Genomic DNA, 18,449 nt, shown 5'->3' with positions numbered 1-18,449 from the left:
AAGATCAGCGCTGATGCTCGGGCCGGATCGAAGGATGCGCGATCCCTGCGCGCTCCAGTGCGCTGCGCAGATACATGCCGGCGAGATAGCCGACCTGAACGGCGACCAGACCTGCAGCCAGGTACAGCGCGGCTGACAACCCGCCGGTTATCGAAGCAGCAAGGCATTCGACGAGATTGATCGCGACCAGGGCCAGCAGCGTGCGAACAGTGAACATCGCACCTGCAACCACTCCGGCACCAAGATGAAGCGCTATCACCCACATCGATCCTTGCCTCCTCGGCGGTTCGAGAGGCTATCCGGTATTGGTTAGCGGAGAGCTAAGCCGGTCGGAACGATTCAAGCAAGCGCAGCGGGGCAACACTCCGTCCGGGATAAGGCCGCCTATCGGCTACCGAGCGGGTGCAACACCGGATCCCGACGCTGCCAGTGCGCCCGATAGAGCCAGAGCATCATTGTCACCAGGACCACGTCGAGGAGACCCGCCACGGTCTGACCGTAGACCTGCGGGTGAATTCCCCCCATCAGGAGCGCCAACTTGACCGATTGGCGCACGACTTCCGATCCCAGGAACGCGACCAGCGAATTCTGGCCCACATTGAGGATGAGTGCGACCGCCGGCCAGTGCCTGGTGTTCGCGAATGCGGCCCACAACAGCGCCAACAGCAGCGGCAGCGTCCAAAGCAGGTTGACGAGCTTGTCGAACCGATAGGGATACTTTTCCCCGTTGCTGGGAAACCCGAGGTAGCCGTCGAGCAACAGTCCGAAGACGAAGATCGCGCCTATCACGGTGTAGAACGGCCGGCCGATCAGACGGTTGGATCGATGCAGGTCTCCGAGCCAGGTGCCCAGGATGAGAAACAGCTGCGCCTGCAACGAGAACAGCAACAGAATCGCTGCCGGATTCTCGAACGCGAGAGCCTTCGTATTGGCGAACCAGGTGCAGACCACAAAGATCGAGGCCGACAGCGCCAGCACCACGAGCCTATTCCGCTTGAAGGCCGGGAGAATCAACGGCAGCAGCAGGAACGTCAGCCCATAGAACTTCAGGATGGTGATAGCAGTCGGCTCGGACTGGAACGTCAGGACGTCCAAGATCGCCTGCCCCACCGGTTCGCGCTTCTTGCCGAGCACCGCCATGCCGATCGCGACCGGGACCGAGACGACGAAATAGGCGGCGAGGACTCTCAGCCCGCGGACAAGCAGAGGCCGATAGCTGTCCTTGTGGAGATAGACGAACCCGACCATGAACCCCGAAATCGCGATGAACAATTCAGCGAAGGGATTGAACTTCGTGAACAGGTCGATGGAATCCGGAAATACATTCGCGGTGTGATGGTAGAAGACGAACAGCATCGAGCAGCTTCGATAGAAGTCGATCAGGACTTCGCGCCGTTTTTGGCCTGAAGCGTCCAACGCTGATTCTCCGAACACCAACCGCTTTGTGAAAAGTGGTCAGCCGAAAAGCGGGGTTTCGCCAATCAGCCCGCCGGGCCCTTCCAAATTGGAAGCGTGCCGGGACAGACGAACCGCCGGAACATTTCGCCAACGATGGCTCGGCGCCGTCGTAGCGCTGTGAGCAGCGGTGACGGACGCCGCGGCTGCACGGATCGACAAAGCGATGGCTCTGAAAGAGGCGCGAGCTGGCCGGCCTTCGTCGGTGCAGAAGCCGAAGATCATTGCAGCTCCAGTCCGCCGAAGCGGAATATTCTCGCCATCAGCGGCGAGACGCCCACGAATGTCGCAACACAGCCTTGCGCTTCCAATTGCTTCCTCAGCATCAGCAGCAATCCAAGGAAGCGCGCGTCGATGGCGCAGACGTTGGATAAATCGAGCACGATCCGTTTGTGCGACGCGGCCGCTGTACGGAAGACCGGAACGGCCCTGTGCACGTGCCGCGCATCGGCCGGCCCTGAAAGGCTGAGCGTAACCGCCCGCGAACCGTAGTCCTGCGTGATGGTCAGGGCTTCCCCCCGTTCATGCGTCCGCCGCATCCACCAGGTCCAGAGCACGAACGGCAGCACGTGGGTGAGCAGCAGGCGCAACATCGCCGTCCCATCGTTCCAGTACCGCCGCCAAAGATAGGGCTCCTCCTTGATGCGCCACAGCCACTCAAATCCCAGCTTTCGCAGAATTGGAGGAGCGCGCTTGACCGTACCGGCCTGGAAGTTGAGCGCGGCGCCCAGGTGAGCGCGAACCGGAATCTGGAGGCGCTGATGATTACGCTGGAGCCATGATTGGCCTTTCAGGCTGCTCAGCGAAGCAACCAGAAAGTCGGCGCCACTCGCATTGATTTCTTCGATGATGTGATCGCGGCTCAATTCCTCGGCCGAGCAGTAACCGGGGTTCGACCAGCCGACGCATCTCAGCCCGCCGTCCAGCCTGTTCAGAGTCCCGGCGGCTCGCTCGGCGGCACCTTCCGGGCCCCCGAACAGAAAGACTCCCAGCGAATGCGCCGAACCGACATCGGATTTCAGGGCCTCGAAGATATCAGCGCCTGCCGTCCGGCTCTTGATCGGGATCCCGATGAGCCGGGCGATCCAGACGACCGGCATGCCATCGACGGTGCAGAGGTCGCTGAGGATCAGCGACTCCCTGAAGCTCCTGTTGGATTGGCTCGCGACCAGAAAATTGAGATTGGGAGTAGAAATGAGAAGACGTGTCTTGCGCCGCGCGGCGTCCCGGATGCGGTGCAGGACGCCGCGCATTCCGATGGCGTCGATCGGTATGCCGAGGACACAGTAGACATCGCGAGACAGATCGTCGGGAACCGCCACTTCGGCCCTTGGCGCTTCGACCTCGGATCGGTCGCGGCCAGCGCCGGAGCGGCCCGTGCGATAATATGAGCGTCCAGCCTCCTGCAATTCCTGCGTGGTCAGCATCGACAGCTCTCCCTCAATCTGCCCCGCCGCACGAGGCTGCCGGGTCGCGGACGCCTGCCGCGGCTCCCGCCTGACCAGAAGGGGCGGCTCAAATTACGCTATTTAATTTAAATCATATGATTTATTTAATACGGTTTATTTGTGGATAAGCGAACATATTTACGGCGACTGGCAGCCGCGCGTACCGTTAAGCGCTTTTATTTAATTGAACATGCGGGTAGGATTTATCCGGCTAGAGCCGGACCGGCTCGCCGAAGGTTCAATTCTGATATTTGAAACAGAGCCGCGAATGCCCGGAATTCCAGCGACGACTTTCACATCCGCCGAGCCGCGGAGTTCTGCGGGGACGTTCGACATCTGCGCGCTGATCCCGGTGCTGGCATTTGCCTATTCGTCCGTCATTCAGCCGCTGATCTATTTCAGTTTTCCGCCGTCTCCTGGGCTGCAGGGTCTGCTGGAAAGTCGCACGGAGAACCGGGTTTTTTGGCCGGCCCTGGCCGCCGTCACCCTCGCCGTGGTGGCACAACGTATGTCCCGCAGTCGCCGGCCGGCTTTCCCGCCGAATATCATCGGCCTCGGCGCCTATTTCGCGTTCGCCGGCGCCAGCGCCGCGTGGGCGCTCAAACCCGAATTCACCATCGTCCGCTTCGTGCAGGAAGCGATGGTGCTCACGGCCGTCGTGCTGCCCGCTCTGTTGTCGCGCCCGAGCGCGGACATCCTGCGCGGGGTCTTCCTATGTTTCGCAGTCGGCGTGATCCTGAATGTCCTCTTGATACCCGGCGGATACGCAACGCTCGCGCAGTATGGCGCGACGCTGGTCGACATCGGCTACCAGGGCTATTTCTCGGGCAAGAACCTGCTGGGGGAGTTTGCTGCGATCGCATTTCTGCTGTCCGTGCACGAATTGCTCCATGCCGGTCACCGTCGTGCGCTGGGGATCATCGTGGCCGTTGCGGCGGTGGTCCTGATCTTCCACAGCAACTCCAAGACCGCGCTGGGTCTCGCGCTCGTTGCGCCGGTTCTGGCCGCCCTGACACTGCTGATCGCGAAGACATCCCGGATGGCTCCGGTGCTGATTCTGGCAGCAATGGTTCTCTGCTACTACCTGTTCTGCCAGCTCGCCGGCTTCAGCACCAGCCGCATCGCCTATCTGCTGACCGGGGATTCCAGTTTCACGGGTCGCACGACGATATGGAGCTTCTCGGAAACCGAGATCGCGCAAAGGCCGCTCCTGGGATGGGGGTATCAGAGCTTCTGGCTCGTCGGAGCGGATGCGCCGAGCGTGACCGAGGCGCCCGGCTGGGTGAAGGGCATGCCGAACTCGCACAACGGCTATTACGACGCAATTCTGGAACTGGGCTATGTCGGCCTCGCCTTCCTGGTCGTCTTTCTCGTCACCACCGTTCATGTCATCGGGCGCGTGATGAACTACGACTACAAGCGCGCGTGGATCCTGCTGTCCGTCGCCCTGTTTGTCATGATCTACAATTTCCTCGAGACGTTGTGGCTGCGCGCCTTCGACGTGTCCTGGGTCGTCTTTGTGCTCGTCACCGTCGAGGCTGCCCGATATTGGCGCAGGTCGCAGCTGAGCATGCCCACCTATCAACCGGCGCCCACGAGACCCGTCCGTTTTGGCCGCTCACGATCGACGTGGCGCCCTCGCCTGGGCGTCCGGTTCTGACCGGCACCACCGTCTAAATTCAACGCTTTCGGCCGCAACGGGTCTATTGCGTAGCGCCCGGCGCCGCGGCAAACGGCGTACCTGCGTCGAGCCTGGCTTTGGCCGGCAGCATATGCAGCTTTGTGTCGCCCGCGGGATCGACCCAGGGCCATTGATAGTGGCCGAAGAAGCCGGGCTTGGCGGTCAGATAGAGCGAGGCCGGAAGCGGCTGCGCCTGCAGGCGCTCCGTCCACACCAGCTTGTTGGTCAGATAGTCGAAGTTGCCGCCGCGAATGACCGTTTCCAGCGTCTTCCGATCCGGCGTCATTGTCCATCGCTCGGGATCATAGCCAAGCATCCAGACGTTGCCCACGCCACCATTGCCCCACATCGCGGCATTCATCCCCATGGATGGATCGTCGTAGTTCCAGCCGCTCATCCGTCCCGGGCGTCCCAGCACGTTTCCGACGAACGAATCCCACCACGATCCATACGCCAGACCCACGGCCCGGAGACCGGCTCGGTCGACGAAGCGCTGGCGCTGCCCCGTCAGGTGGTTGCGGAAGAACGTCAGATAGATCGCGTTGCCATGGGTATAGTCGCTGTCGGCATTGTGGGACAGATTGCCTTCGAACAGCACATGGTGCGAGCCGGCCATGTGCGATGCATTGATGCCAACCTCGACCCAGCCCGGATTGTCGAAATCGAAGGAGTCATCGGCATAATTGTAGGCGACGACACTGCCGGCTCCGGATGACCGGAACACCATGTTCTTGCAGACGTCGACGAGGATGTTGTTTTCGATCAGAACGTCCGAAGAGCCCGCTGCAAGGCTGATCGCGTATCCGGCTCCGCCAGGCTGGGGCCACGAGCCCGCGTGAATATAGGAGTCGCGGAGCTCGACCCGGAACGAGTTGTCGATCGCCACGCCTTCGCCGAGCCATTGTGTCACTTCGACGGCCTTGGCCCATGAATAGGTGGCGGTTTCAAATCTCAACGCACCGTCCGCTCCGCCGATGATGCTGAGATCTTCCACGCCGGCCTTGGCAACGTGAATGTCCAGCTTGTTGCCGGCGTGGCCGCCGCTGTTCGGATCAGTGCTGTAGGGCGTGAGCTGCGCCTGGTGGCTTGCGCGATAGCCGATCGTCAGCGGCGACGTGAACGTGACCGTCGATGCCGCGATCGATGCGATCTCCTTGATTTCGGCGGTCGCCCGGTCGGTTCGCCCGAACCACGACATGGATTTCGGCAGCACGCCAGGTTTGTCATCATACGGACCTCCGACATCGGACGCGCCATTGTCGTCTCCGGGCTGAACCGGATCATGCATGTTCCAGGCGACACGATCGCCCTGCCAGACCCGCGCGCCGCCCGGAAAACCCGCGGGCGTGGGTTGCCAGGACGCGCCTGAAGCCTCGTCGAGCAGAACGAAATCACCGGCCTTGAAAGCCGCCGCATTGGCCACCGTCACGGTCGTCGTTCCCTGAGCGCCATCCGCCAGCAGGTTCTGGGACGCCGTGCTGTCAGGGCCATTATTCCACCTGGAGGGGCCGACGATGATGACGGGCTTCGGATCATGGCCGTACGAGCCGGGATCGACGGGCGCCTGGATCCCCCTGGTACCGGCAATGACCGCAGACGTTCTGGCGCGTGCGCCGTTCGGCTTCACCAACCTCGTCGTGCCGGCACCCGAGCCGCGCAATGTGATCGAGCGGTTGATCAGCACGGGCTCGTTGACGATGAACGTGCCGGGGCTGAGCATCACCACCTGGCCCGCAGGCGCACTGTTCAGCGCAGCCTGGATCGCGCCTGCATCGTCCCCGCCGCCGGGAGAAAGCGTCCGGTAGATGGTGGTGCGGATCGGAATGCCGCCGGCGGACATCAGGCCCGGAGTCCAGGCCGTCATGCGATCTGCGGGCAGCAGGCTGGCGCGTGGCGGCGATGGCTGTGTATCGGCGGCTCCGGCGCCCCCATTGACGGGGCCATGAGCAATCAGCAGAGCCAGCCCCGCCGCGCAGAAGGTCCTGATCCGCTCGCCGCAAGCCCGAACCCAGCCCGGGCCGGATGGCGGCGCCCCAAGCCGGCCTTTGCCGGCAGAGAACGCCCGCGAAGCAGAGGCCATATTTAAACTCGTGATTATTTTGACATGGGCCATGACATGATATTAAATCATTATTTAATTTATTGAAAGCCGAGAGGGACGGCGAGGCTCGCGCGACACGCGCAGCGTCCGTCTCCCGGCTCTCGGCAAAGGATTTGATACGTGACCCCATCGCGGCGCTACCTGCTCATCTCGCCCTGTCGGGACGAGGCGCAATATCTCCGTCGGACGCTGGACAGCGTCGCGGCGCAATCGGTGCCCCCCGCGCTGTGGATCGTCGTCGACGACGGATCGAGCGACGAGACGCCGGCGATTCTCCAAGAATACGCGCGGCGACTGTCCTACCTGCGGGTGGTGCGTCGCGCCGATCGCGGCGGACGCAAGGTCGGCCCGGGCGTCATCGAGGCCTTCTATGCCGGCCTCGATACCGTGCAGCTGGAGGACTTCGACTACGTCTGCAAGCTCGACATGGACCTCGATCTGCCCGCGCGCTACTTCGAACTGCTGATGGAGCGGATGGAAGGCGATCCGCGGATTGGGACCACGTCTGGAAAGCCGTGGTTCGTTCATCCGCAGACCGGCGCCTTGGAGCCGGAGATCTGCGGCGACGAGATGTCGGTCGGCATGACCAAGTTCTACCGCGTCGCCTGCTTCAAGGAGATCGGCGGCTTCGTCCGCCAGGTCATGTGGGACGGCATCGACTGCCACCGCTGCCGCATGCTCGGCTGGATCGCCGAGAGCGTCGACACCGAAGCCTTGCGCTTCGTCCATCTGCGGCCCCAGGGCGCCAGTCACAACGGCATCTGGACGGGTCGCCTGCGCAAGGGCTTCGGCCAGTACTTCATGGGAACGTCGCCGCTCTATCATCTCGCCGTGGCGGTGTATCACCTTCCCGCCTATCCCGCGCTGATCGGCAGCATGGCGATGCTGTGGGGCTATTTCCGGAGTTGGCTGAAGGGCCTGCCCCGCTACGACGATCTCGAGTTCCGACGTTTCCTCCGCGCCTATCAGCGAACCTGCCTGCGCCTGGGCAAGCGCGCCGCCACGGCGCGGGTCAACGCGGAGCGAGCCCGGCTCTGGCAGGCGAGCCACCCCGTTGCAGAGAGCCGGTGACTGGGACGAACGGATCAGGACGCGACGCCGAATTCCAAGCAGATCTTCTTTTTGATTTTTGACGGGCAGCATGACGAACATCCTTCATTTCCGGCCATCCGACGTCGTGTCCGGGGCCGCGGCGATCCCGGCTCCAAAGACCGAGAAAGCAGCTCCGGTCGTCTCCTCGACATCGGTGCATGCCCACCAATCCGAGATCATCCCATCACTGGATGGCATCCGCGCGCTTTCGGTCCTGATCGTCGTGGCAGGCCATTGCGGCCTTCAGGCGCTGGTGCCCGGCGGGTTCGGCGTCACCATCTTCTTCTTCCTGAGCGGTTTTCTGATCTCGACGCTCATGCTCGCCGAGCACGCGCGCACCGGCCGCATCAATGTTCCGAACTTCTACGCGCGGCGCATGTTCAGGCTGATGCCGCCCCTGCTGCTCTCCCTGGCGGTTGCCTACGGTCTGACATATTCGGACGTGCTGGGCGGAGGGATCACAGGCCAGGGCATTGCGGCACAGCTGCTGTACTTCGCCAACTACTACGGCCTGTTCTTCGATTCCGGCAACACGGTGCCGGACGGCACCGGCATCCTCTGGTCGCTTGCGGTCGAGGAGCATTTCTACATCGTGTATCCGCTGCTGATGACGCTGTTGCTCGGATGCGCGCTTCGGCTTCGCACGATCGGTGCGCTGCTCGGCCTCATCTGTCTCGCCGTTCTCGCCTGGCGCATTCATCTCGTGCATGCCCCCGACTTCTTTCCAGACCGCACCTATTACGCGTCGGATACGCGCATCGACTCGATTGCCTATGGATGCATTCTCGCGCTGATCATGAATCCCGCGCGGCAGAGGTCCGGGGCCGTCGCGATGTCGCTCGCGCAATGGGCGCTCCTGGCGGGCGCGGCAGGCGCATTGCTGTTCACCCTGCTCTATCGCGATCCGACGTTTCGGGAGACAGCGCGCTACAGTGTCCAGGGATTGGCCTTGATGCCGGTCTTCTACCTTGCGGTCCGCTTCGCCGACGCGCCGCCGTTCCGGCTTATCAACAAATCCTGGATGATGACGCTCGGCATCTATTCCTACGCGATCTACCTGATCCACTATGTGATCATCATGGCCATCGCCCACACTCTTCCGGCGGTGGCCGCCAAGCCCTATGTCGTCTTTCCGGCGACGCTGCTGATCTCGATCGGCTATGCCGCGGTGATCGAGCGCTTCGTCGAACCGTATTTCAGGCAGCTCAGACACAAATTCCGCACGGAACCTACAAGAGAACCGGCGGCGCTCGCGGCGACTGAGGGACTTTCGGTCATCTTGGCGACCGCCGCTGCCGGCGGCACAATTGCAGCCGTCCGTAGTCTCGGCACCAGGGGCGTCGACGTCGATGTCGTCTCGAGCGAACGACTTGGAGCAGCAGCATGGTCGCGCTACGCGAAGCGCACCTTTTCCGCGCCGCCCGAGAGCGACAGCCAGCGATTCCTCGAGCGGCTGCTCGCGATCGGCAAATCTAATCCCGGACGAATTCTGCTGCCGACGTCTGACGAAACCGCGTGGATCTATGCGGAGAACGCGCATCTGCTGCAGCGGCATTTCCGCTTGTATCATCCCCCGATCTCAAGCCTTCGGCGCATCCTCGACAAGAAGCTGTTCTCGGACGCAGCCATCAGCGCTGGTCTGTCGGTGTTGCCGAGCTGGGATCCGTCCAGCCCCGAGGAACTCGCCGCGCTGGCGCCGACCCTGCCCTTCCCGATCCTCATAAAACCGCGAACGCACGTTCACCGCGTTCGCAACGACAAGGGCGTGGTCGTCGACTCTCCGCATGAACTGCTCCTGCAATATCGCAGGTTCGTTGATCGCGAGCAGGAACGGGTCGCCGACACTCCACTGCTGCCTGACGCCAAGCGACCTCTGCTGCAGAAATTTGTTCACGTGAGCGGCGAAGGCGTCCTGTCGATCACCGGCTTTATCGACCGGTCGGGCGAGCTATTCGTGACACGCGCCGCAAAAAAGGTGCTTCAGCGTTCGCAACCCGTGGGCGTAGGCGTCTGCTTCGAAGCCCAGCCTTCGCCCGAGAATTTGTCCGATCTGGTTCGCCATCTCTGCCACGAGCTGGATTATTTCGGATTGTTCGAGGTTGAGTTCGTCCGCTTCGATGGTCGTTGGGCCATCATCGACTTCAACCCGCGCATGTTCAGCCAGGTTGGAATGGACATCCGCCGCGGCATGCCGCTTCCGCTGCTTGCCTGCCTCGATGCAGTCGGTGACTCCGCCTCTTTGCGCAGGGAAGTGGCAAAGGCGCAGGTGGGGGACGACGAGCAGGCGGTCTTTCGTGATCGATTTACCCTGCGAGCGATCCTTCTCGCGCGGGTCCTTACGGCAGGCATATCGAACCAGGAGCTCTCAAAGTGGCACGGCTGGATGAAACAACATGCGGGCCATGCCGTCGATTTTGCCACCGACCGCGACGACCTCATGCCCGGCATCGTCCATGCGTTTTCCGAGGTCTACCTCGGTCTCAGATCCCTTCCGCGCTTCCTGCGCGCGAAGCCGAGAACAGGGATCGCCGACGCGGTGAGCATTTGACGAACATGTTCGAAAGGCAGCAGTCGTGAGCAAGGTCTCAGTCGCAATCATCGGAGCGGGACCCTACGGTCTGTCGTTGGCCGCGCATCTTGCGGCGCGCCAGATCGATCATCGCGTTTTTGGGCGTCCAATGCAGTTCTGGTCGCAGATCGCCGAGGCCGGTGGCGAACGATATTTGAAATCGTATTGCTTCGGAACGAACATCTCGACGCCGGCACCAGGCTATACCTTTGCCGACCATAACGGGCCGCGGGGGCTCGAAACATTCGAGCCCTGCTCGATGCAAAACTTCGTGGCTTACGGCCGCTGGTTCCAGCAGCACGTGGTCCCATGGGCCGAAGACGTCAATGTCGAGCGTCTGGATCGGCAAGCCGGAAGCTTTGTTCTCAGCCTCGCCGATGGCAGTCGCTGCACTGCAGACCGTGTCGTGATCGCGACCGGCTTGTCGGGATTTGCCTACGTCCCCACCGCGCTGGCAGCACTGCCCGCACCGCTCGTCGTCCACACCTCGGATATCCGTAGTTTCGCCGCGTTCAAGGGGCGCGACATCGCCGTCGTCGGGGCCGGGCAATCGGCGCTCGAAGCGGCCGCATTGCTGTTCGAATCGGGGGCGCGGCCGCACCTCCTGGTGCGCGAGGATGCGATCCTCTGGCAGACCCGCATCTCGCGCGAGCGCAGCCTGTGGCGGCGCGTCCGCTCGCCCATTGCAGGGTTGGGGACCGGCCCGAAGGCGTGGACGCTGACCCATCTTCCAGGTGCCATGCACAGTTTGCCCGACGCGTGGCGCACACGCTTCACGCAAAGCCATCTTCCGGCAGAGGGAGCATGGTGGCTTCGCAGCCGTGTCGAGGACAGGTTTCCGATCCATCGCGGTGTCGCGGTGGTTGAAGCGCTTGAAGCGGACGGGCGTGCGGCGCTCACCTTGCGCAGCACGTCAAAGAACGGCCCTGAACGACGGCTCGTCGTTGACCACGTCGTGGCTGGAACCGGTTACAACATCGACGTCGAGCGCTTCTCCTTCATCGAGGAAGGGCTGCGCGGCGCGATCGCGCGCCTCGAGCGTTCCCCCAGGCTCAATGCCTCGTTCGAGTCGTCGGTGCCGGGACTCCATTTCATTGGCCCGGCATCGGCGATGAGTTTTGGGCCATTGTTCCGGTTCGTGGTGGGCGCGGAATACAGCGCGCAGGTCGTGTCCGGTCGTCATGCGCCGAGAGCCTCGCAAGCCGCATGACTCCGCGCCACGCGATCGCCTTCCTGCCGGGCGCCGGCGGTGACGCACCCGACCTCGATGTCTTTCGGGAGGGGCCCGATGATCCCAATAGGGTCGAACTGATCGACTATCCGGGATGGAGACGTTATGTCACGCGAGGCTATTCGGCAGATGCGCTGATAGACGATCTGGCGATCGAAATCGCCAGAAGAATACCGACAGGACCTATTCGTATCGTCGGCGTTTCGATCGGCGGGCACTTTGGCTACGCAGCCGGGCTTCGGCTTCGGGCCCAGGGCCGCGAGATAGCAGGTCTGTGTGCCATCGATTCCATGATGATCGAATCGTCCGGACCGTCGGCAGGATGGCGGCGCCGCGCCCTTGAACTCGTGCTGGAACAGCTACGTCAGCGCCGCTTGGGCGACCTCGCGCGTTTCATGCGTTCAAGATTCTGGCGCGGTCTGGCAAGGGCCTTTGGCGACCGATTGCCTCGGATGGCCGAACGATACGCCGCGAGCTTTTCGGCAGTTGCCGCGCTCGATCCGATCTTCGAGCAGGAGCTGAGCATGCGTCTCCTGATCAGGACAGTCGCGCCTTGGATGGCGTCGGTTGATCGAAATCCGGTCGCGCTGGACGCGCCCGCCATCCTGCTGCGGACCGGACTGGCGGCAGGTGACGATGAGGCCTGGCGACGGCGATGTCCCGATATCAAGATCTTCGAAATACCGGGGAAGCATCACAGCCTGTTCGATGCCGGAAACGTCGGAACATTGCATGAGGTGTTCGTGAGTGCGACCACCGACTGGCGTTAGACTGGAGCAGCAAAGCTCCGGTTGAATCGTCGTCGCAGCCGCACCAGGATGGCGTCCTGGTCCCTGGCCCACCGTTCGCATCTCAGCGGAACACGCGGTGGCGGTGACACCAGCGGACGAACACATAGATCGACCACACACGCGACCAGTAGATTCCGGGCGCGCCGTCGAGAAAGGCGCGCCAGAGACGCGCCACGGCCGCGGGGTCCAGTCCGACCGGCGCGATAGCCTGCGGATCGCGCAAGGTCTGGTCCATGGCATCCTGCAGACCGCGGCGGATCCAGCGATCCAACGGCAGCACGAAGCCGCTCTTCGGCCGGTCGAACAGCGTGGGATCGAGCCCGCGCAGGCCGATCCGCCGCAACATCGCCTTGCTTCGCAGCGGCTCGTAGCGCATCTGGTCAGGCAGCCGGTCGACGCTTTCGAACAGCACCTGATCCACCAGCGGCACGCGCTGCTCCAGCGAGGCCGCCATGCTGGCGACGTCGTTGTCGCGCAGCAGCCGTTCGCCGAGGAACAGCCGCTGCTCCATGACACTGATCGCCGACAACGGCGTGCGCGCGCGGGTCTCGGCCGTGATCTTCGCCTTCATCGCGGTCGGCAGCCCGTCGCTCAGTCTATTCACCAGGTCCGGTGCGAGCAGCTCGCGCTGAAAGCCGGGAAGGAACAGCGCATAGGCCATCTGGTAGAGCGCCAGGAGGTCGTCGCCGCGACGGATCATGTCCGGGAGCTTGGCCCAGCGCGTCTGCGACGCGACGGCGCGACCAGAGGGCGATAGCATGCGGGAGGCCAGTGTGGCCGCCGCGACCTTCAGGCCTCCCGGCACCCACGCCGTGCGTTGCGACCATTGCTGCAGCACCGGCAGATCGCGGAACGATGTGTAGCCGCCGAACAGCTCGTCGCCGCCAGTGCCCGACAGGGCCACGGTAAAGCCCGCGCCGCGGATGGCATGCGACATGTAGTAGGAGTTCAGGCCATCGAAGGTCGGCTGATCGAGGCTGTCGAGCGCTGCATCCAGATTGTCGACGAAATGCTGCTCGGTCAGCACCACCTCGTGATGCTGCGTTCCTATCGCGGCTGCGATCCGTCGCGCGATCGGCCCTTCGTTCAGCTCCTGCTCCTCGAAGGCCAGGGTGAAGGTGTGGATCGGGCTCTTCGCTGCGCGCTGCGCCAGATTGGCCATGACCGAGGAATCGATGCCGCTCGAAAGAAAGACCGCCAGCGGCACGTCGCTGGCGAGATGCAGCCTCAGCCCCTCTTCCAGGACCGCGGCCAGCTCCTCCTCGTCCATGGTCGGCGCGGGCGCATGGTCGGGGATCGACCAGAAATCCTCGTCGCGGATCGTGTTGCCGACGCCATCAAATGCGGTCAGATGGCCGGAGGGCAGCAGCTCGACACCCTTGACCGCCGTCCCCGGGCCGACGACGAAGCCGTTCCACACACAGCTGGCGACGGCCTGCGGATCGAGCTGCGGCTTGCCCAGAAGGCCTGAGGCCAGGAGCGCGCGCAACTCGGACGCAAAGGCCAGCGACCAGCCGGCGTCGGGACTCGCTGCGCGAGCCACGTAGAGCGGCTTGATGCCGAGGGAATCGCGCGCCAGCAGCAGCCGGCGCTGTTTCGGGTCCCAGCAGGCGAATGCGAACATGCCGCGCAACCATGCCACGGCTTCCGGCCCGTGGAGCCCGAGGGCGCGCAACATCACCGCGGTGTCACCGGTCGAGCTGAACTGCTGTCCCTCAGCCATCAGGCGCTGCCGCAAATCGGCAAAATTGTAGATCTCGCCATTGAAGACGATCACGTGCCCGGTCACCGGATCCGTCATGGGCTGCGCGCCGGCAGGAGACAGATCCAGAATGGCGAGGCGGCGGTGCGCCAGCAGCGCGCCCCAACCACGCTCGTCCGGCGCAGACACCCACGTGTCCCCGGCGTCCGGACCACGGTGGAGCATGGCATCGTTCATCCACTGCAGTGCCGCGCGGTTGTCGTCGTCCACGCGTCCGATGATCCCAGCAATGCCACACATCAGAGAAATCCGCTTGCAATGCGCGAGGTCAAAACGACAGGGGGTGCAGAACGACGTCGAGGGCGAGCTTCTCAAGTTCGATGATGGCCGTCCGGATGCCGCCGCGGCTCTGCCACCAGCACTCCGGATCAAATCCCGAATAGCGCTCGGCCTGGACCATCACACGCGTCGCATGCCCCTTCATGTCGCGATCGAGCACGCGCCGCATGCGCCGCGAGTGATCCCTGGCTGCAACGAACACGATGGAGCGGATCGCATGCTGTTCGGACCACGGCGCAAGCACCTCGCCCTCGCCGCCGGATCCGGCCTCGTCTCTCGCAATCTTCACGACGTCCGTGATGCCGAGCCAGCCGAGCTGCCGGATCTGCCTTGCCGCCATATCTTCGTAGGGAAGCCCACGGCGGATGAACTCGAGATCTTCGCCGCCCGGAGGGTCGGTGAAGACGGCGACGCGGCTCGCAATGCCGTCATGGATCAGGTCTGCCGCGTGCAGCACGCCGGCGCCGCCGGAATCATTGGTGATGACGATGATATCGGCCGGCGCGACCTGTTCGCTCACGACCAGCACCCGCCCTGCCGCGCGCAGGATCGGCTTGGCCACGGAGGGAACCGCAGCGACGGCCACCGCGGCCAATGCGATCATGAGCACTGCCGCGCTCCACCTTGGCCGTCTCAGGATCATCGCGGCCCTCAAATGGAAGCAGCCGTTTTGGATGGCCACGGCGCCGGTGCTATCGCCTGCGTCGGCATCGGGCCGTAGGTCCGCGCCAGGCATTGCCTGTAGTCGAGCGGCGGCGTCCAGCCGAGCGTCTCCCTCAGCTTGCGATTGTCGAACCGCAGCGGCTTGAGCATCGCATCGAACTTCTTGGGCGTCAGGATCGCCGGCACTTTCGTGGCACGCCTGAACACGGTGACGAAGGCCAGCCGCACGATTGCGCTGGCGAGCCAGTGGGGGATCGGCAGCCGCAAGCCGCGCTCGCCGGTGCCGCGCATATGGTCGGACAGATAGGTCCAGACGTGCTCACCGGGACCATCGACGATATTCAGCGTCTGGCCGCGCGCACGCGGATCTGCGGCCGCCAGCGCGAAGACGTCGGCGCAGTTCTCGACATGCGTCATCGGGATGCGTGTCAGTGGCCCGATCACGACGTGATGCCGTCCGATCTGCTGTCCCAGCGCCGCGAGGTAGCCGTGGTCCCGGCCCCAGATGAAGCCGGGACGAAGGACAGTGAGATCCCAGCCGTGCTTCTCGACGTAACGCCGCGTCACCCGCTCCTGCCACCATTTGGCAACGGTGTAGCCGCCGCGTGTGTAGACGTCAGGCGTCTGTTGCAGCGGCGAATTCTCATCGAGGACATCGCGCGTCGCCGTGTAGTCGTAGACCGAGAAGCTGCTGCAAAGCACCAGCCGGCGACAGGCACTGCCCGACATCGCGTCGAGCAGCCGCTCGGTGCCGCCCACTGTGCCAGCAAACTGCGCGTCCTCGCCTCCGGCGACCACGGCCGCCAGATGGATCAGCACATCCACGTCGTCGAAGGCGCTCACGAGCTCACGCGAGGTGCGCAGGTCGGCCCTGACGATGTCGACCGACGACGGCCAGCCCAGCGCGTCCACGCGGGTCGCAGGACGCACCATGGCGCGAACCTCGATGCCGCGAGCGAGCAGCGCGTTCACGACATGCCGGCCGAGAAAACCATTGGCACCGGTGACGAGAGCCTTCATATCCGCTGCTCCCCCATATGCCCCTGCTCTCTCGGCTTCATCGCTTCCACCATGCGGTTCACCGCGAGAACATCTTCGCCCGTGATCGGCAACGATGCTTCCGCGGCGAGCGCCTGATAGGTGCGGGCCAGGCACTCCCACAGCCCCTCATAGGCGCCGGGGCCCTTGAACTTGCGGAGCAGGGTCGACAGTGCCGCACGACGGATGTCGCTGCCCTCCTCCAGGCCGCTGAAGAACGGGCGCAGCGGCTTCGGCACGTTGCGCGGACCGTCGAAGGTGAGCCGCGTCTCGAACAGATTGGCGGTCGCCTGCATCCGTTCGCCATAAACCCGCAGCCAGAAAGCATCCGGTTGCGCGCTGGCGCTGAAGCCGAGCGTCGCCGTGCCGCGCTCGGCCTCGACGACGGAGCGAAACTCGTCGAACGGCAGCGGCGACGGCTTACGCTTGCTCCAGACCGTCTGCACGCTCCGGTGCGAACCGACGAACACGTGCGACAGCGAGGCGAGATGAGGCAGGAAATCGGCGATCGCGCCGCCGGCCAGATTGAGCGCCGGATGCGGCGAGTTCGGATCGGCAAATCCGTCAGGTCCAAGGATGTCGAGGCAGATCAGCACGTCGACATGCGTGACCGCGCCGAACTCGCCCGTTTCGATGCGGCGCAGGATCTCTTGCGGCGCCTGGTTGAAGACGTAGTTGTAGTCCTCGACGACATGGCGGCCCTTCTCCTTGGCACGCCGGGTCAAGGTCTCGAGCTCCTCGAAGGTCGAGGTCGCCGGCTTCTCCACGATCACATGCGCGCCGGCCTCGAGCGCATCCATCGCCAGCCGGAAATGCGAGGTCGGCGGCGTCGTCACGTGCACGACGTCGGGACGCACCTGCTCCAGCATTGCACGGTGATCGGTGAACCAGGACGGGATGGCATAGCGCTCCGCAGCCGCCTCCGCGGTGGCCGGCGACAGATCGCAGATCGCAGCCAATTCGACTCCCGGCAGGGTGTTGAGGCAGGCCAGATGCTGGCGGGCGATCTGCCCGGCTCCGATGAGCGCGGCCTTCATGATGGACTGGTCTCCAAAATCTGGCGATAGAAGGTTTCCAGCGCCTGCGCCGCCGCGCTCCAGGCATATTTCTCGACCGCCACCTGCCGCGCCGCGGCGCCGATCCGCGCCGCGAGATCGGGCTCGGCGAGCAGACGATTGGTAGCGTCCGCAAAGGCTGCGGGCTCGTTCTCGATGAGAATGTCGCGTCCGGGCACGGCCTCGATCCCCTCCGCGCCCAGACCGGTGGAGACGATCGCCTTGCCCATCGCCATGGCCTCGACGATCTTCAGTCGCGTGCCGCCGCCGAGCCGCAGCGGCACGACGACGGCGGCGGCCGATGCGAGATGCGGCCGCAGGTCCGGTACGAAGCCGGTCAGTTCGACACGCGGCCCCGCCAACGCCTGCAGCGACGGCGGCGGCCGGCCGCCGATGATCTTGCAGCGCGCGTCCGGATTGTGCTCGGCGATGCGTGGCCAGATGTCCTGAATGAAGTGCGTGACGGCATCGATGTTCGGGACCGTCGACAGCAGCCCGAAATATACGATCGTGCGGCCGTCCGGCGCCGGATCCGTGCTGCGCGGCTGGTAGAAATCGACATCGGCTGCATTGGGAATGACTGCCGTGCGGGCGCCAGGAACGTCGTCGTGCAGACGCTTCTCGTCATCGGTGCTGCAGAGATAGACGCCGTCGGCATCACGATAGGCCGCCAGTTCCTCGCGTCTCAGCTTGCGCCAGTTCGCGCCGGCATAGAGCCGGCGGCCCAGGCTTGCGCCAGTGTCGGCGAACTGCCGCGCCAGATCGTAGGCGATCTCGTGCGAGTCCACGATCAGCCACGGAGGCTTCTCTCCGGCCGGGGCCTGACGGAACTTGCCGTGGCCCAGATAAGGAAATTCCAGATTGACGAGATCGAACCGCCTCGCGCGCAGCACGCGATCCAGCACCTCCTGCAACTCCGGCAGCGCCACGCGCAGCCGATCGAAGCTCCGCGTCGAAACCAGCGAGCGCAACTGCAGGAGACGCTTTGCCAGACCATCGCGGCCAGAAGAGTTGCGAACCAGCACTACGTCCCGACAATAGGCCTGCATGGCCCGGCGGCACTCGTCGAGATCGAACGTGTCGTCCGCCAGCATCACGGCCGTGAGATCGTGATGCCGCGCGAGCTGCGTCATCAGCCCATGCATGCGCGCCTGGGCCCCGAAGCGCGGCGGGCTTGCGGGCATGTGCGAGACGAAGAGGATGCTGAGACGCTGCGGGTTCACGAGTCCGGCCCTGGACCGCCCGGCGTCGTGTTGAGCCGGAGGCGCGAGCGCGTGGTCCATC

14 protein-coding genes are annotated in these 18,449 nt (G+C 64.0%); 5 read left to right on the top strand and 9 right to left on the bottom strand.

Translation table 11 applies throughout. From position 1 onward, the window contains the following. Positions 1 to 4: 4 nt before the first annotated feature. The 3 genes from LQG66_RS00210 to LQG66_RS00200 all read right to left on the bottom strand — a co-directional run bounded on the left by LQG66_RS00210 (position 5) and on the right by LQG66_RS00200 (position 2,882). A complete protein-coding gene (locus LQG66_RS00210; protein ID WP_231322077.1) occupies positions 5 to 217 on the bottom strand; it encodes a hypothetical protein in 213 nt (70 codons plus the stop codon). Positions 218 to 384: 167 nt separating this feature from the next. Continuing rightward, on the bottom strand, positions 385 to 1,416 hold the full coding sequence (gene opgC / locus LQG66_RS00205) for an OpgC domain-containing protein (RefSeq protein WP_231322073.1): 1,032 nt from the start codon (positions 1,414 to 1,416) through the stop codon (positions 385 to 387). A gap of 260 nt (positions 1,417 to 1,676) precedes the next feature. Next, on the bottom strand, positions 1,677 to 2,882 hold the full coding sequence (locus LQG66_RS00200) for a WecB/TagA/CpsF family glycosyltransferase (RefSeq protein ID WP_231322071.1): 1,206 nt from the start codon (positions 2,880 to 2,882) through the stop codon (positions 1,677 to 1,679). Between the two features lie 211 nt (positions 2,883 to 3,093). On the opposite strand from LQG66_RS00200, the gene LQG66_RS00195 reads away from it, so the two are divergent. After that, positions 3,094 to 4,563 carry an O-antigen ligase family protein gene (locus LQG66_RS00195; protein WP_231327640.1) on the top strand — a complete coding sequence of 490 codons (1,470 nt, stop codon included), beginning with the start codon at positions 3,094 to 3,096 and terminating at the stop codon, positions 4,561 to 4,563. Positions 4,564 to 4,606: 43 nt separating this feature from the next. Here the strand turns inward: LQG66_RS00195 and LQG66_RS00190 are convergent, their stop codons facing one another. Beyond that, entirely contained in the window at positions 4,607 to 6,664 is a 2,058-nt protein-coding gene (locus LQG66_RS00190; RefSeq protein WP_231322068.1) for a right-handed parallel beta-helix repeat-containing protein, read from the bottom strand. Between the two features lie 141 nt (positions 6,665 to 6,805). Here LQG66_RS00190 and LQG66_RS00185 point away from each other — a divergent pair, with 141 nt between their 5' ends. The 4 genes from LQG66_RS00185 (at position 6,806) to LQG66_RS00170 (ending at position 12,347) form a co-directional block, all read left to right on the top strand. Beyond that, positions 6,806 to 7,756, top strand: coding sequence for a glycosyltransferase family 2 protein (locus LQG66_RS00185; RefSeq protein WP_231322066.1), 951 nt, complete (start codon positions 6,806 to 6,808; stop codon positions 7,754 to 7,756). A gap of 70 nt (positions 7,757 to 7,826) precedes the next feature. Next, complete coding sequence (locus LQG66_RS00180; protein WP_231322064.1) at positions 7,827 to 10,325, top strand: acyltransferase family protein; 2,499 nt, start codon at positions 7,827 to 7,829, stop codon at positions 10,323 to 10,325. 25 nt (positions 10,326 to 10,350) lie between these two features. Beyond that, positions 10,351 to 11,556, top strand: coding sequence for an NAD(P)-binding domain-containing protein (locus LQG66_RS00175; RefSeq protein ID WP_231322061.1), 1,206 nt, complete (start codon positions 10,351 to 10,353; stop codon positions 11,554 to 11,556). Further along, positions 11,553 to 12,347 carry an alpha/beta fold hydrolase gene (locus LQG66_RS00170; protein ID WP_231322059.1) on the top strand — a complete coding sequence of 265 codons (795 nt, stop codon included), beginning with the start codon at positions 11,553 to 11,555 and terminating at the stop codon, positions 12,345 to 12,347. The genes LQG66_RS00175 and LQG66_RS00170 overlap by 4 nt, the downstream gene beginning before the upstream one ends. Positions 12,348 to 12,429: 82 nt before the next feature. On the opposite strand, the gene asnB is transcribed toward LQG66_RS00170, so the two are convergent. From asnB to LQG66_RS00145, 5 genes are read right to left on the bottom strand one after another with little or no spacing between them, the layout of a single operon-like run. Then, on the bottom strand, positions 12,430 to 14,370 hold the full coding sequence (gene asnB, locus LQG66_RS00165) for an asparagine synthase (glutamine-hydrolyzing) (RefSeq protein WP_256460597.1): 1,941 nt from the start codon (positions 14,368 to 14,370) through the stop codon (positions 12,430 to 12,432). Between the two features lie 28 nt (positions 14,371 to 14,398). After that, a complete protein-coding gene (locus LQG66_RS00160) occupies positions 14,399 to 15,013 on the bottom strand; it encodes a hypothetical protein (protein ID WP_231327639.1) in 615 nt (204 codons plus the stop codon). 47 nt (positions 15,014 to 15,060) lie between these two features. Next, complete coding sequence (locus tag LQG66_RS00155) at positions 15,061 to 16,092, bottom strand: NAD-dependent epimerase/dehydratase family protein (RefSeq protein ID WP_231322054.1); 1,032 nt, start codon at positions 16,090 to 16,092, stop codon at positions 15,061 to 15,063. After that, on the bottom strand, positions 16,089 to 17,147 hold the full coding sequence (locus tag LQG66_RS00150; protein ID WP_231322051.1) for a Gfo/Idh/MocA family protein: 1,059 nt from the start codon (positions 17,145 to 17,147) through the stop codon (positions 16,089 to 16,091). The genes LQG66_RS00155 and LQG66_RS00150 overlap by 4 nt, the downstream gene beginning before the upstream one ends. Then, complete coding sequence (locus LQG66_RS00145) at positions 17,144 to 18,448, bottom strand: glycosyltransferase family 4 protein (RefSeq protein WP_425601320.1); 1,305 nt, start codon at positions 18,446 to 18,448, stop codon at positions 17,144 to 17,146. The genes LQG66_RS00150 and LQG66_RS00145 overlap by 4 nt, the downstream gene beginning before the upstream one ends. Between the last annotated feature and the right edge of the window lies 1 nt (position 18,449).

The sequence above is a fragment of the Bradyrhizobium ontarionense genome, from assembly GCF_021088345.1.
GTDB lineage: Bacteria > Pseudomonadota > Alphaproteobacteria > Rhizobiales > Xanthobacteraceae > Bradyrhizobium > Bradyrhizobium ontarionense.
The sequence above is the reverse complement of the archived record's forward strand: the minus strand, read 5'-3'. Positions and strand labels throughout refer to the sequence as shown.